This is a genomic window from Paraburkholderia sp. BR10882 (genome assembly GCF_040948855.1).
GTDB lineage: Bacteria > Pseudomonadota > Gammaproteobacteria > Burkholderiales > Burkholderiaceae > Paraburkholderia > Paraburkholderia nodosa_A.
In genome coordinates, this window is record NZ_JBFPKP010000021.1 from 111,043 (window position 1) to 125,170 (window position 14,128).

Below are 14,128 nucleotides of genomic sequence, written 5' to 3' on the forward strand. Positions count from 1 at the left end.
CAAAAGACCAGACTGGCGTCGGCCTTTTGGGGCGCTGCCCGATGCCTCACGCGAGGCATCGGTTCACTTCACGTGCGTCGGGCCGTCAGTTCGCGGCCTGCTGCTCGAAACGCCTGAGCAGATCGTTGCCGCGCGAGTTGGCCGAATCGAGCGCCTGCTGTGGCGTCTTCGCGCCCGTCCACACCTGTTCGAGTTCCTCGTCCACGATCGTGCGGATCTGCGGCATGTTGCCAAGGCGCAGGCCCTTGGTCCACGGCAGCGGCGGCTTGTTGAGCATCTGCTTCGTGGCCGTGTCGGCGCCGGGATGCGACGCGTAAAAGCCTTGTTGCTGCGTGAGTTCGTACGCGGCCTTCGTCACCGGCAGATAACCCGTGTCCTGATGCCACTTCGCGGCCACGGCCGGCGAGCTCAGGTACGCGAGGAACTTCGCCACGCCCTTGTAGACCTCGGGGTTCTTGCCGCCCAGCACCCACAGGCTTGCCCCGCCGATGATAGCGTTCTGCGGCGCGCCCTTCACGCTCGGGTCGTACGGCATCATGCCGGTGCCGAACTTGAATTTTGCATACTGCTGCACGTTCGCCAGCGCACCCGACGAGCCCATCATGATGCCGCAGTCGCCGCTATAGAACTTCGCGGTGGCTTCATCCTTGCGGCCCACATAGGTGAAGGTGCCCTGCTTCGCCATGTTCTGCAGGAAGGCGATATGCGCGACCTGCATCGGCTTGTTGATTTCGAGTTGCGCGTCGAGGCCGTCGAAGCCGTTGTTGCGCGTCGCGATCGGCGCGCCTTGCCACGCGCTGTAGTTCTCTACTTGGATCCAGCCCTGCCAGCCCGTGGTAAAGCCGCAGCTCATGCCCGAGGCCTTCAGCTTCGCGGCGGCTTCGGCGACTTCGGGCCAGGTTTTCGGCGGCGCGTCGGGCAGGCCAGCCTTCCTGAAAGCGTCGCGATTGTAGTAGAGCACCGGCGTCGAACTGTTGAACGGCATCGACACCAGATGGCCCGTCCTGGCATCGCTGTAATAGCTCGCGATGGTCGGCACGAAGGCCTTCTCGTCGAGCGGCACGCCGGCGGTCTTCATCACGTCGTACACGGGCAGCACGGCCTTCTTTGCGTTCATCATCGTGGCGGTGCCGACTTCGTACACCTGGAGGATGGCGGGCGCGTCGCCGCTGCGATAAGCCGCGATGCCGGCAGCGAGCGTCTGGTCGTAGGTGCCCTTGAAGACGGGCACGATCTTGTATTCGCTTTGCGACGCGTTGAATTGTTCGGCGATCGCGTTCACGCGTTCGCCGAGCTGGGACTCCATGGCATGCCAGAACTGGATTTCCGTGGCGGCATGCGCGGCTTGAGCGCCGCCCGCCAGCACCACGGCGGCGATCAGCGCGCGCAAGCGGCCGCGCGAACCTGCGCGTTGTATCTCGTGCTTTTTCATCTGGGTCTTCTTCCTGTTATTGGTCGTTGTCCCGGCGCATGCACGCGAGGAGGCGCGGCGCGGGACTTTGGTTCAGGACTTCGATTTTCGACTTTGATACATCGGACCGTCCGCCGGCGGCCGCTTGCACGCGTGCACGGCACCCTCGGCCCAAGGCAGGGCAAGGGTAGCACAGCGAATGGGACGCCCGTGTGATGGCTTGCCGCGCGGTGTCAATGGTCCGAGGGATCGTGGCAACAGACGCAGAACTTGTTGCCTTCGGGGCCGCGAAAGTACGCGCCGTAGCAGTTCGGGTGATAGTGCGGGCGCAGCCCGGGCGCGCCCTCGTCGGCACCTTACCTCCTCAGCGGCGCGCGGGGCGGTGTCAGCCGCGCCGCTGCGCCATGAGCAGCACAGAAGCGGGCTTGCCGCTGCGCGGGTCGAGCGGCTCGCGCAGCGCACGCCAATCGAGACCGCTCACGTCGAGCAACGCGACCCAGCTTTCGAGCGCTCGCGGGCCACCAGAAGGCGTCGGGCAAGACGATCGACGCGGACACGGGCGAGCTCGTCAACGCAGTCGCCTCGTTCGGCGACTTCGGCAACGATGCGAGCAACGACAAGCAGGCGATGGTGATGGCCGCGCTGCGTCACAAGTTCGGGTTCGCTTCGCGCGAGGCACCGCGGCGGGCGCGCCGGAAATCGCTCGCCGCCATGAACTTCGGCTATAATCGCCCCCTGTCTTAGGGGAGTAGTCTGCAACGCCTGCTTCGGCGTTGCGCCGCCGTCAACATAATTGGTGCCCCTGCACCATGGCGCCGGCAGCCGTATTGCGGATCATTGCAGCGCATCGCTGCAATAGCGCGGCCTGACGAGACCTATGACGTTTTCCCTTTCACCCGGGCCGGGCGAAGGGAAGCGTCATGGTTTCGGTGCCCGGCTCGCACATCACGGCAAAAATAATGACTCGTCTCGCCCCGCTTCACCTCCTCATTTGCGCCACGGAGCGTTCGTCATGATCTTGACGTTCGCCTTGCTCATTGCCGCGGCCGGCATCATCTACCTGTCCTGCGAGACGTTCGTCAATAGCGTCGAGTGGCTCGGCCACAAGCTCAAGGTCACGCAAACCGCAACCGGCACGATCCTCGCCGCATTCGGCACGGCGCTGCCCGAGAGCGTGGTCACGCTCGTTGCCGTCGCTTTCGGCGGCGATCCCGCGCACAAGGAAATCGGCGTAGGCGCCGCGATTGGCGGCCCGCTCGCGCTCAGCACGATCGCCTATGCCGTCGTGGGCTTCGCGTTGCTAGCGACAGCAAAGCGCGTGGGCCGCGAGCGCGCGGCCACCGTCGACGTGAATACACGCCGTCTGCGCCGCGACCAGCTCTGGTTCCTCGCAATCTTCGTCGCGAAGATCGCGCTCGGGCTCGTGGTGTTCAGCTTCAAGCCGGTACTGGGGATCGCGTTTCTCGCGGCCTACGCGTTCTACTGTGGGAAGGAGCTTTCCGCTGAAGATAGCGGCGAGGTGGAAGGCGATCTCGAGCCGCTGAAGCTGCGCCCGCACGACGACAATCCGGCCATGGTGTGGATTCTGCTGCAGACGCTGGGCGCGCTCGCCGTCATCTTCGCGGCCTCGCATCTGTTCGTGCAGCAGATCGGTGCGGTGGGACCGTGGCTCGGTCTAAGCCCGCAGTTGACCGCCGTGTTGTTCAGCCCGATCGCCACCGAGTTGCCCGAGATCATGAACGCGATCATCTGGGTGCGCCAGGGCAAGGAGCGGCTGGCGCTGGCGAACATCAGCGGCGCGATGATGATTCAGGCCACCATTCCCACGGCGTTCGGCCTCTTCTTCACGCCGTGGCATCTCGGCACGCCTTCGATTCTCGCTGCCGTGACGACCATGATCGCCATCCTGATCCTGCAATGGGCGTTTCGCGCGCCGAAGGTACGTAGCCGTCAGCTCACACATGTCGGCTGGCTCTATGCAGTGTTCGCGGTGTTGCTGTTCGTGGTGTGACGCGGTCAGACGCCAAGCTCAGGCTGCCTCGGCGGCGGCCTGGGCAACGCCCGCGTGGTGATGGAGCCAGCGGATCATGTCCGAATGCCTGACCACGCCAACCAGCCGACGCGCATCGTCCATCACTGGAATGTCGTGGTAGGCATGCTCGATAAAAATCGGCACCAGATGCGCGAGCGGCGTGGCCCGATGGACGGCGTGCACGCCGGCTGCCATCACGGCTTCGACCGTTTCTTCCACGCGCGCCGATTCGCGCTGCGCCGCGCGACGCAGCGTGTTCCTGAATCGCTTGAGGCCAGCCGCCGGCGCAAGGTCGCCGAGCGCGTGATGCGTGACGACGCCGACCACGCGATCCATCGCATCGACCACGGGGAGCGTCGAAGCACCGTGGCGGCGGAACATCTCGTGCGCCGCACGCGCGCCCATTGTTGCGGGCACGGCGGGACAGCCGATCGACATGATCTCCTCGCAAGTTAGTTGTTCGAACGACTTTTGCGGAAAATCCAGCGGCGCGAGTCGCTGTTGCGACAGCACGGCAAGCGGCGCGGCAGCGGCTTCCGGCGTGGGACGAAACGCAGCGCGCGGATAGCGGTGCCCGGTCAGCGCGTGGAAGGCCAGCGCCGCACTGAGCAACGCGAAGGACTGGAACGCAATAGGCGCGATCACGAAGTGAAAGCCGAGCGCGTGAACCGCGGGGCCGCCGAGCACGGCGGTCAGCGCGACCGCGCCTGAAGGCGGATGCACGCAGCGGCACAGGAACATCGCGCAGATCGCGAGCGCCACCGCCACGGAAGCCGCCGCGACCGGCGATGCGATCCATTGCGCGCACGCCACGCCCACCAGCGCAGAGACGAAGTTGCCGCCAAGAATCGACCACGGCTGCGCAAGCGGGCTGTCCGACGCGCCGAAGAGCAGCACCGCGGAAGCGCCCATGGGCGCCACGAGCAGCGGGATGTCGCCCGCCGCGCCGAACATCACGTGGGTTGCGAGTCCCGTGAACGCGATGCCGATCAACGCTCCGCCACAGCGTCGCCCCCGCTCGCGCCATTGCGGCGCAGCCGGGTTGGGCACGAAACTCGTGAACCATTCGATGAGCGCGGTGCGGGTCATAGCGGGGCTAGCTGGACGGTATGTCGGCCAGATTACCGACGCGCGCCGAATATCAACAATTGATATTTCTGTGCGTACATATAATTTATCCTGTATGCATGTTTGGATTCGCCACGCACATTTTTCTCGGCAATTCGGAATCGATTGGTCTAGAATGTCGACATGAAATCCGATACCCGTTCTGGCCCTGGCCGTCCACGCGAATTCGACGAGCAGGAAGCCGTGCAGAACGCGCTAGAGGTGTTCCGCGCGCGCGGCTATGCGGCAACGTCGCTGCCCGACCTGATCGAGGGTACGCAGCTCTCGCGCGGCAGCCTCTACAAGGCGTTCGGCGACAAGCACCAGCTCTTTCTCGCGGCGCTCGACTTCTATACCGAGCGCGGTATCGCGCGGCTTACGCGCAATCTGCGGCACGCGTCGGCGCGCACCGCGCTGCGCGAGGCGCTGCGTCACTACGTGCGCCTTTCCGTCGGCCTCGAAGGGCTTGCGGGCTGCCCGGTGACAGCCGCCGCCACCGAATGCCTGCCCTTCGATGCCGAAGTGAAAGCCCGCGTCACGGACATGTTCGCGCGCATGCAGGCGCTGCTCGCCGGCGCGATCCGGCGAGGCCAGGCAGCGGGCGAACTGGCCGCCGACCAGAATGCCGACGATCTCGCGCGCTTCCTGCTCTGCACGATCGAAGGTATGCGCGTGCTGGGCAAGACTGACGCCGGCGGGCACGCGATCGATGCAATTGCTGAAATCGCGCTGAGCGCCATCCGCTAGTTTTTTTGGCTAATTAGGAACCGATTAGTTCCATATGGAGGCTGCATGACGAATCTTTCGACTGTCGAAATGCCGTCCACGCGAGCGGGCGCACGCACCTGGTGGGCGTTGACCGTGCTGCTGATGGGCACGCTGTTGCCGCCGCTCGACTTCTTTATCGTCAACGTCGCGCTGCCGTCGATGCAGGCCGACCTGCATGCCAGCCCCGCTATCGCGCAGCTGGTGATTTCGGCCTATGCGGCGACCTACGCGATCTTTCTCATTACGGGCGGCCGGCTCGGCGACCTGTACGGACGGCGGCGCATCTTTCTCGTGGGCATCCTCGCGTTTGCGGCGGCTTCGGCCGTGTGCGGGTTCGCCAGTTCGCCCGCAGCGCTGGTGACGGGACGTATCCTTCAGGGCGGCGCCGCAGCCGTCATGGCACCCCAGGCGCTTGCGTCGATCCATGCGCTCTTTCCGGCGCATCAGAAGGGGCTTGCACTCAGCCTCTTTGGCGCGGCTTACGGGATCGCCGCGGTCGCCGGCCAGGCCCTCGGCGGCGTGCTCGTCTCGGCCAACGTATTCGGACTCGGCTGGCGCAGCATCTTCCTCATCAACCTGCCCGTCGTGATGGCGGCCGCGCCAGCGGCGTACTGGCTCGTGCGTGAAAGCCGCTCGGACCACCCCGCGAAGCTCGATCCCGGCGGCATGGTCCTGCTCGGCATCGCGCTGGCTGCGCTCGTCGTGCCGCTGATCGAAGGCCGCGAGCGCGGCTGGCCGGTCTGGACGTGGGCGTTGCTCATTGGCGCCGCGCCACTGTTCGCGATCTTCTGGCGCTACGAGGCGCGCGTCGCGAACGCCGGGCGCGACGCGCTCGTGCCGCCCGTCATCTTCGCCGCGCCCGGCCTCGTGCGCGGGCTCGTTGCCACGCTCTTCTTCTATTCGCTCGCACCGTTCTTCATGATGTTCGCAATTTACGTCCAGCGTGCGCTCGGGCTCGCGCCACTCGAAGTCGGATTGCGCATTCTGCCCTTGGGCGTCGGCTTTCTGGTCGGGCCGCTGCTCAATCCACTTATCGTGCGCCAGTTCGGGCATCGTGCGGCGGCGGCCGGTATGGCAATCGAGGGGTGCGGATTAATTTGGACTGCCATGCTTGTTCACGATGCTCAACTCCACGCACTCAACGCATCGCTCTTTCTGATCGGCTTCGGCCAGGGCGTGGCGCTGCCCGCGCTCGTCAGGCGCAATGTCGAATGTGTCGATCGACGCTGGTCCGGTCTTGCCGCCGGGCTCGTCAGCTCGGTTTTGCAGGTCAGTGCCGCGCTCGCCGTGGCGCTGCTCGGTGGCCTGTTTTTCGCACTTGCCGGGCCGGATGCGAGCAGCGCGCAGGTGGCTCGCGCGTTCGCAACAACCGTTGCGATTATCGGCATTCTGCTTTTCGTTGCAGCGTTGCTCGCCAGCGGGCGCAATAATCACGTGCCGCAATTGCGCAATCAGCACGTATAAGAATAAGTGCGCCCGACGCGCTGCATGAAACGATGGCCATGCGTCGGGCCGATCGAACTCGTCAACGAATACGGCCAGCACGCGGTGTGCGTGAAGGTAAGCGGTCGAGTCGCCCTGCTCGATGTGCCCGATGTAGACGGGCTGATCGTAGAACCGTTTGCTTTTTGAGTTAACAAACCCATGCGTCCGCGTCCGGATAGGTAACCGGTTCCCACAAACGGTTACCTGAGCGCGCGCATCAGTCGAACGTCGGCGAGGTCAGTTGATAGCCGTAGCGGCTGATGGTATCGATGCGCACTTCGATGCCTTCGCGCGCGAGCTTGCGCCGCTGCCGCGAGACGACGAGGTTGACGGTTGAAGCGTCGATGTCCTCTTTCTCGGGCCACGTGTAGCGAATCATCTGGCCGCGCGGCGCGCGATAGCGTGTGCATACGATCGTGCATTTCCATGAACGAGAAGTGTAGCGAAAGCACGCGTCGGCGCCCGCGCGCAGCACCTTCGAGGTCCCAGCGCAAGACCGGTGGACATCGCGCGGATATCGCCGGCGAGCCAGCGCCCGTCCGGTGCGAACAGGCCAAGCCCGAGCGCCAGCCAGGCAGGTTCATCGCGCGCCTCGCACACAGGGCCGCGCAACGCCTGCAGTTGCGCGGTCGTGCATCGCGCGCACGGCGCTTTCTCGCTGACTGACGCGGCTACCCAACCATGGGCCATGAATGGTCGGCTCGACGACTCACTGGCGAACCCACGATCGCGGATGCGGCCGCCGCACCGCATCAGACTCAGCAGGCATGTCACAGCTACCCGTTCGTCAAACAGGCCCACGAGGTCACGCATGCCGGTCTGATACCGGAAATCACGGAACTCGAGGCGGTGGGTGACGACCCGAACTCGGACGATGACACCCGCCGATATCGAAGCCGCCCAGCAGCGTCTCGCCGACCGGTACCGCAGCGATTGCCTGCGGCGGCACACCGCGGCCGCGGTTACCTTTCCCGCGTATTCACACTGAGATCCGGCAGGCGCTCGGTGGGCCGTAGGTTACCGATAAATCTTGTGCAGTGCACCTTGTCCGGTTGGCGCCTGACTTTCCTTGATTGCTTTGGGTCGCGGCCCAAGTGGACCTTCGGTGACTCCCATGTTTGGTGACCTGAGGTGGGTAACCGGAAATGGGAGGAAGGGTTCGTCCACAAGTGCGCATCTCAGGATCGCTGGTTCCCCTGACCTGGTTCAGCGGGTGTCCAAGGCTGGCAGAACGCTTTACGGTTCCGATCCAACTGGTGTCGTAGTCATTCAGCCGGTCCCATAGGCAGTTACCTTTGGACGAAGAACAGCACCATAGACGTAGACCATCCGGGTGTTTTCCTCGGTAAATCAATGATTTGATTCGATCTCTAAAAGTTTATTCTCAAGAAAAGGGGAGTTAGCTAATGCTCCAGGGTGCCCGCAAAGCGTTGGTAGACGGGCTAGGTAACCCGGAATGGGGTTACGGAGGTTGGTGACCACTTACATGCGATTAGGTCCCCGGTTTTGGGAGACGTCTTTCTCATCGAACGCGTGTTTCAGTGTTTACCTTTTACGCTTTAACAACTTTAGTAAACCTTTAGACGGCTCGAACCCTTACCAGGCAAGGCTTTGCGGCCGATTTGGTGGCGCGTTATGGGATTTGTGGTCCCGGGTATGGGAGTTCGGGGTTGTGGATATGGGACTTCGGTACCCGGGCATGGGGTTTACGGGTTGTGGATATGGGGGGAAGGTCGCCCGCTATGGGAAAAGGAGCGGTTTTGCCTTCAGGTCACTGTTTATGGGAGTCAGTGAAGGTCGCTGCTTATGGGATGCGGGGCTTTTCTTGAGGGTGTTCAAGAGGACCCGTCGCTTGAGTTCAGGTAACCGTCTTTGGGAATCGGTATGGGTAACCAGATATGGTGGCTTGTCGGGAGAGGAATTCCGGCGTTATCGTGCGCCGGATTGGCTACCCGCATGAATCCGTGGACTCGGAGAAGCTGGCTGGAGCCAGGTAACAGCCTATGGGATCAGGCGTGGGTCACCAGTTATGGGGGGCAAGTGCTGATCCGCTGACCTCGAGCGCCGTATTTGGCCCCGCAAGGGTAGCCATTTGTGGGAGCCGGTTCAGGTCACCATTTATGGGCGTACTGGGCATGACGACGCTTGGCCGAGCTGCTCCGGGCGACAACCTGGATAGCAATGTGAAAAATCCCATGGACAGCTACCTGTTGAGGCTGAATTCTCGGAGTGAGTACTCACATTTTGCATAAAGGTCACTGCCTATGGGATAGTTTTCAGGACGCGGCGACGCAAAGGTCACCATTTATGGGGCCGTGCGCGGGGCCTGTTCAGAGTGCCCAGGACGGGTTCCCAGTGGCCCTCGAGGCAGAGAATCGCCGGCTGTCAATGCTCTTAGCCCTTGGGTGTCGTGCCGCGTCACGATTGCGTCTGTGGCCTTGAGTCACCTGATCGCTTGGTATACAGTTACCAACCGACCAGGTTCCCTTTCATCGTGGGTCATATGGCAAGAAAAAAGGCCGAAGCCGGCGACGCCGACAAGCAAGGTGCACTCGTATTCCAGCAAGGCCAGCCGCCCGATCTGTTCCGCAAGGCCGTTCCGGCGATTCATATCGCACCGAAATCCGGATCGATCAGCCTGCAGCAGCGCAAGATGTTCAGCTCGCTGATCAAGAACGCCATTCGCCAGGATTCCCTCGACCGCGGCCGCTCCTCGTTCGAGATCACGATCTCCGCCCTCTCCCAGGACGTCGATCTGAACAGTAACAACACCGAGTACGTCAAAGAAACGATCAACTCGCTCATCAGCACGGTCGTCAACTGGGACTACCTCACGCAGGACAAACGCAGCATCTGGAAGGCGTCCGGCTTGCTCGCCGGCGCCGAACTCGAGCGATCGGTATTGCGCTACACCTTCTCCGAACAGATTCGCGGCGAACTGCTCAATCCTGAAATCTACGCGATGATCGATATGCGCATCACGCGTCAGTTCAGAAAGGCGCATTCGCTTGCGCTGTGGGAGAACGTCGTTCGCTACGAGGCCGTGGGTGTGACGGCGCGCTTTCCGCTCGCGACGCTGCGTGACCTGATCCTTGGGCAGGATACTTCGGCGCAATCGTACAAGCTCTACAAGCAGTTCAAGAGCCGTGTGCTGGTGCCCTGCATCAAGGAAGTCAATGAGATTTCGGATCACAATTTCGAGCTCATCGAGCACAAGGTGGGACGCTCGGTCGTCGCCCTGCAGTTCCGCGTGACCCGCAAGCCGGAGACCGATCCGTCCCAGGAGTTGCGTGCAAACGAAACGCTGCTGATTGGCGAGATGTCGAAGTTCAGCATCCCGGTTTCCGAGGCGCGGCGCCTGCTCAAGCAGTACGGTGAGGACAAGATTCGCACGGCGGTGGCCTATACCGCGGCGCGGGTGGCGCAGAAAAATTCGGCGCCGCTCGCCAACGTTGCGGCGTATTTCCGCAAGGCGCTGACCGAGGGCTACGAGTTGCCCGGTGCGAATGCCGCCTCCCCCGCCACCGACGCTGGCCGCGCGCGCGAAAGTCAGGATCAGGTGAAGGACCGCTATATCGCTGCGAAGATCAATGAGGCGCGCGCCTACTTCAATGAACTTGAATACGACGACCAGACTGCGCTGATCAAGCGCTACAACGAGACGGTCGGTATGGACAAGCTCAAGGTGTCGACGGCGAAGGTGCCGAGCAAGATGGCATCGACGAACTTCTTCCGTTGGGTGGTTCTGGACACCTGGGGCCAACCGACTGCTGCGGATCTGCTTGAATTCCTGCTGAGCGGACAACAGGCGCCGGCCGGGGGCGAAGGCCTGCAGGCTGCGGAAATCGATCTCGCGCTGAAAGCTCGGGACGAGTGAAGGCGATGGATCTAACGGGACGGCGGCTTCGGCCGCCATTTTTTTTGTGCGATTCGCTGTGAGTACATGCGGATAGTGCGCAAGGAAATTTAGCTAAATATAACGACGTAGAATTCGTAGATAAATATATATTTCGAAACTTCTGAGTGTTAAATCGACCGCTTTTTTTGGTGACTAGTCAGGCTTCGACTGTTTGAGTGCCTCGGACTGATGTTTGTGCTCTGTCTCGGCGTACGCGGATGCCGATGGCGCTTGGTTGCTTCGTGTTGTTCGCGTTGATCTCCACGTGGAGAGTCGCTGCTTTAAACGATCAAGAATGTGTGGATGCGGCGAGATACACGCAATGGATGGAACTCGCTTACCGTCACGACCCATCCTTTCATCCGGGGTAGTACCTGCTCACGCGTCATCATTCTCCCGAATGCTGATTGAGGACTCTCCACGTGGAGAATCGCTCAGAACACTTGCTGGCCGGATCGCGTCTGGACATCGCACTCACAGTACTGCGCTAATCGAGGTCAAGTCGATCACTCTCCACGTGGAGAATTGCTCGGTGCTCCTCGTTTCCCGCCGCGAAGATACCTATCGAGCACTCTCGCGCAACTCGAACTTTCCTCCCGCGTCACAAACGTAATGTACGGCTGTGCAAAGACCCAGTGTCTGATCGACCTGCGAGCAGACGAGCTCCGAACTTCGATGGGCGTATCCTGCGATCTCCACGTGGAGATCAGCGCCCATCACTGTTGAAACATCGCGACCCCGTCAATCCACTCCGCCCACCAGCCCTCTCCATTGCACCCAATTCTTATCCGTTCAGCCAATTGGTTGTGAACTGACAACGTCCGGGGCGGAATTTCTAGAATTTACTTTAAGTTGCCAGTAGACTGTCGAATGACTTGCTGGAGTCTCCACGTGGAGAGTGCACCTGGGAGACTCGCCCGCTGTTGAACAATTGCATGGAGAAACGAATGGGTCTCGTGATAGCCGTAGCGAACCAAAAAGGTGGGGTTGGCAAAACCACTACCAGCATGAATCTGGCTGGGGCATTTCAGGCGGAAGGCTATAAGGTCTATGTCGCCGATGCCGACGGTCAGCAATCTTGCATGAGTTGGTGTGCAGCGGCCGGTCCCGAAACGCCTCTACCGTTCCGCGTCGGCAGCATTCACAAGCTGGAGAAGATGATTGGGCCGGAAATCGCCGCACTGGCGAACGACTACGACGTCGTTATCGTCGACTGTCCGCCTAATATCAACGACCTGACTACCGCGCGAGTGCTTGCCGTAGCCGACGCAACTGTCATTCCGACGGACGCATCACCGATCGACATCTGGAGCAGCGAAGGGATGATGGAGTTGGTCGAGCGAACCCGCGTGGCCAATCCTGCCGGAAAATTCGCAATTTTGTTGAATAAATCTAATTCGAAGACGCTGCTGCATACGCAGATGAGCGCCATCCTCGCTGAGAGCAACGTCCGCGTATTTTCGGCAACCATCAAGCAGCGTGAGCTCTACCGTCAGGCGGCAGCGCTTGGCCGCACCGTCTTCGATGTGCGCGGCGTGCGCGGGGCGAAAGTCGCGAAGGACGAGATCAGCGCTGTCTACAACGAGATCATTGCGCTGGTTCAGGAAGAAGAAGAGGAGGAGGTCGTCAATGGCCGCTAAGCTGAATTTCACCAGCAAGGTCCGCGCAGGCATGGCCGCCGAGCGTGTTTCGGCTGGCGAGCGTCTCGCGGAAGCCGATGTCGTCAATATCGCGCAGCGCGACGCGGGTGTACCCAACGCCGTGGACACGCCCGCCGCTCCGCCTGCCGAAGTCGTCGAGGCACCGCTTTCGCTGCATGCGGTCCGCAAGATTTCGGTCGAAGATGTCGTCTCCAATCCCTACAATCCGCGCGCGTTCTACAGCGCCGAGACGATCGACGAGCTGGCAGAAAGCTTTGCGACGCAAGGGCAGATCACGCCGATCCTGGTCACCAGACTCGCGGCGTTTCCCGGTCAATATGTGATCGTCGACGGCGAGCGCCGTATTCGTGCTGCGCGTTCGCGCGGCGACAAGTTCATCGACGCCGATGTCCGCGAGGGCCTCGACAACCAGAACCTGTACCTGCGCGCCTATCACGCCAACAAGGAGCGCGAGGAGCAGACGGTATTCGACGACGCGCTCGCGTGGAAGAAGCTGCTCGACGATCGCGTCTACGTCGACCAGATCGAGTTGGGGGTAGCGGTAGGCGAAGATCCGAAGCACATCAGCAAGGTGATCGCACTCACGTCGCTGCCGCCCTATCTGCTGCAGAGAATGGCGCAGCATCGCAAGGACGTCGGACTCGGACACGCCTACAACATCAAGCTGATCTTCGACCGGGCGGGTGCAACCGTTGCCGAGCATTGGCTTGCGCAGGTGGTCGAAGGGAAGGCGAGCGTGCGCAAGCTCGAGGCGGCGGCCTCGGCTGAAGCGGGTGCGCGCAGCGTCGGGCCGCGTCGTACGCATTACCAGTCCCGCGTCCAGTTCAATCGACCGGACGGCGTCGCGCTGGGCGAACTGAAGCTGTTCGGCGACGGGCGCGCGGAGCTGAGCCTGAAGGGCATCGCGCCTTCCGACCAGCAACGTCTTGCCGAGCGCGTGAAGGCAGTCATCGAGCAGTGGGCTTCGGAAATGGATACGACCGGGGCGACCTGAGCGTCGTGAATAGCGGCTAACGGTGGCAGGGGAGGGCGTCGTCAGGCGCCCTTTTTCGTTGTAGAGGCGACGCGGGCTATGCGCCAGTCAACACCGGGGTCGAATCCGTGAAACAGGCGCGAAAAAATGCCGGATCAGGCTTACTTATTTAAAATCAAAGGGTTAGATAAGGTTTTCTAGAATGTTTCACGAAACTTGTTAGCTTGGATCGGGCTAAATCACGTTTTTGCGTCTCTCGCCACGAAGATACCCGCTGCAAGCAAAAAACGTAGCAAATAAGACGTAATTTGTAGTGCATTACAATCAACAAGATTGTGAGCAATTGACAAGGCTCGCCCCTCAGGTCATCCTACAGAGATGAACTGCCGCCTTTTCACGATTGCGCTGATTATTAGCACCATTCAACGAATGGTGGGTTAGCGTACGTCTGGCAGCAGTGACAACAACAACCCGCCCCACGAGGCGGGTTTTTTGTTTCCGCCTCCTGGCCAAAACGAAAGTGAAGACAGGAGCCGTCATGCAGGTGCATCAAAGCCGCCCCACCGCCGAAGCCACTGAAGTCGTCAAAGCCACGGATTCCGCAGAGTCTCGACGCGACGAAAACGACTATCTCCGCAAGATTCTCACAGCGCGTGTCTACGACGCCGCCCGCGAAACCGAACTCGAGCGCGCTCCGAACCTCTCGGCGCGTCTGCGCAACGCCGTGTTCCTCAAGCGCGAGGACAACCAGCCGGTGTTCTCCTTCAAGCTGCGCGGCGCCTACAACAAGATG

The 14,128-nt window shown here is 61.6% G+C and carries 11 protein-coding genes and 1 riboswitch; of the genes, 8 read left to right on the top strand and 3 right to left on the bottom strand.

Going from position 1 to position 14,128, the window contains the following annotated elements:
- Window positions 1-85: 85 nt before the first annotated feature.
- Window positions 86-1,432 carry a sn-glycerol-3-phosphate ABC transporter substrate-binding protein UgpB gene (ugpB, locus tag AB3X99_RS34365; protein WP_368619513.1) on the bottom strand — a complete coding sequence of 449 codons (1,347 nt, stop codon included), beginning with the start codon at window positions 1,430-1,432 and terminating at the stop codon, window positions 86-88.
- A gap of 710 nt (window positions 1,433-2,142) precedes the next feature.
- A riboswitch (yybP-ykoY riboswitch) is annotated at window positions 2,143-2,246 on the top strand.
- 177 nt (window positions 2,247-2,423) lie between these two features.
- Here ugpB and AB3X99_RS34370 point away from each other — a divergent pair.
- On the top strand, window positions 2,424-3,422 hold the full coding sequence (locus AB3X99_RS34370) for a sodium:calcium antiporter (RefSeq protein ID WP_368619514.1): 999 nt from the start codon (window positions 2,424-2,426) through the stop codon (window positions 3,420-3,422).
- An 18-nt stretch (window positions 3,423-3,440) separates the two neighbouring features.
- Here AB3X99_RS34370 and AB3X99_RS34375 read toward each other — a convergent pair whose 3' ends face one another.
- Window positions 3,441-4,532: an HPP family protein gene (locus AB3X99_RS34375; RefSeq protein WP_368619515.1), complete on the bottom strand. Its 1,092-nt coding sequence runs from the start codon at window positions 4,530-4,532 to the stop codon at window positions 3,441-3,443.
- Between the two features lie 162 nt (window positions 4,533-4,694).
- Here AB3X99_RS34375 and AB3X99_RS34380 point away from each other — a divergent pair, with 162 nt between their 5' ends.
- From AB3X99_RS34380 to AB3X99_RS34390, 3 genes are read left to right on the top strand one after another with little or no spacing between them, the layout of a single operon-like run.
- Window positions 4,695-5,297 carry a TetR/AcrR family transcriptional regulator gene (locus AB3X99_RS34380; RefSeq protein WP_069266873.1) on the top strand — a complete coding sequence of 201 codons (603 nt, stop codon included), beginning with the start codon at window positions 4,695-4,697 and terminating at the stop codon, window positions 5,295-5,297.
- A gap of 45 nt (window positions 5,298-5,342) precedes the next feature.
- Complete coding sequence (locus AB3X99_RS34385; protein ID WP_368619516.1) at window positions 5,343-6,782, top strand: MFS transporter; 1,440 nt, start codon at window positions 5,343-5,345, stop codon at window positions 6,780-6,782.
- A gap of 24 nt (window positions 6,783-6,806) precedes the next feature.
- Complete coding sequence (locus tag AB3X99_RS34390; protein ID WP_368619517.1) at window positions 6,807-6,950, top strand: hypothetical protein; 144 nt, start codon at window positions 6,807-6,809, stop codon at window positions 6,948-6,950.
- Window positions 6,951-7,020: 70 nt separating this feature from the next.
- Here the strand turns inward: AB3X99_RS34390 and AB3X99_RS34395 are convergent, their stop codons facing one another.
- Entirely contained in the window at window positions 7,021-7,182 is a 162-nt protein-coding gene (locus AB3X99_RS34395) for a helix-turn-helix domain-containing protein (RefSeq protein WP_368619518.1), read from the bottom strand.
- Between the two features lie 2,124 nt (window positions 7,183-9,306).
- On the opposite strand from AB3X99_RS34395, the gene AB3X99_RS34400 reads away from it, so the two are divergent.
- From AB3X99_RS34400 to AB3X99_RS34415, 4 genes are all read left to right on the top strand, one after another.
- A complete protein-coding gene (locus AB3X99_RS34400) occupies window positions 9,307-10,680 on the top strand; it encodes a replication initiation protein (RefSeq protein ID WP_368619519.1) in 1,374 nt (457 codons plus the stop codon).
- Between the two features lie 968 nt (window positions 10,681-11,648).
- Window positions 11,649-12,341 carry a ParA family partition ATPase gene (parA, locus tag AB3X99_RS34405; RefSeq protein ID WP_069266877.1) on the top strand — a complete coding sequence of 231 codons (693 nt, stop codon included), beginning with the start codon at window positions 11,649-11,651 and terminating at the stop codon, window positions 12,339-12,341.
- Window positions 12,331-13,356, top strand: coding sequence for a ParB/RepB/Spo0J family partition protein (locus AB3X99_RS34410; protein ID WP_083245445.1), 1,026 nt, complete (start codon window positions 12,331-12,333; stop codon window positions 13,354-13,356). The genes parA and AB3X99_RS34410 overlap by 11 nt, the downstream gene beginning before the upstream one ends.
- A gap of 517 nt (window positions 13,357-13,873) precedes the next feature.
- The coding region (locus AB3X99_RS34415) for a pyridoxal-phosphate dependent enzyme (protein WP_368619520.1) at window positions 13,874-14,128 on the top strand (255 nt) is incomplete at its 3' end.

Coding starts and splice junctions, on each gene's coding strand:
- ugpB (WP_368619513.1), bottom strand. CDS start 1,432: ATGAAAAAGCACGAGATACAACGCGCAGGTTCGCGCGGCCGCTTGCGC.
- AB3X99_RS34370 (WP_368619514.1), top strand. CDS start 2,424: ATGATCTTGACGTTCGCCTTGCTCATTGCCGCGGCCGGCATCATCTAC.
- AB3X99_RS34375 (WP_368619515.1), bottom strand. CDS start 4,532: ATGACCCGCACCGCGCTCATCGAATGGTTCACGAGTTTCGTGCCCAAC.
- AB3X99_RS34380 (WP_069266873.1), top strand. CDS start 4,695: ATGAAATCCGATACCCGTTCTGGCCCTGGCCGTCCACGCGAATTCGAC.
- AB3X99_RS34385 (WP_368619516.1), top strand. CDS start 5,343: ATGACGAATCTTTCGACTGTCGAAATGCCGTCCACGCGAGCGGGCGCA.
- AB3X99_RS34390 (WP_368619517.1), top strand. CDS start 6,807: ATGAAACGATGGCCATGCGTCGGGCCGATCGAACTCGTCAACGAATAC.
- AB3X99_RS34395 (WP_368619518.1), bottom strand. CDS start 7,182: ATGATTCGCTACACGTGGCCCGAGAAAGAGGACATCGACGCTTCAACC.
- AB3X99_RS34400 (WP_368619519.1), top strand. CDS start 9,307: ATGGCAAGAAAAAAGGCCGAAGCCGGCGACGCCGACAAGCAAGGTGCA.
- parA (WP_069266877.1), top strand. CDS start 11,649: ATGGGTCTCGTGATAGCCGTAGCGAACCAAAAAGGTGGGGTTGGCAAA.
- AB3X99_RS34410 (WP_083245445.1), top strand. CDS start 12,331: ATGGCCGCTAAGCTGAATTTCACCAGCAAGGTCCGCGCAGGCATGGCC.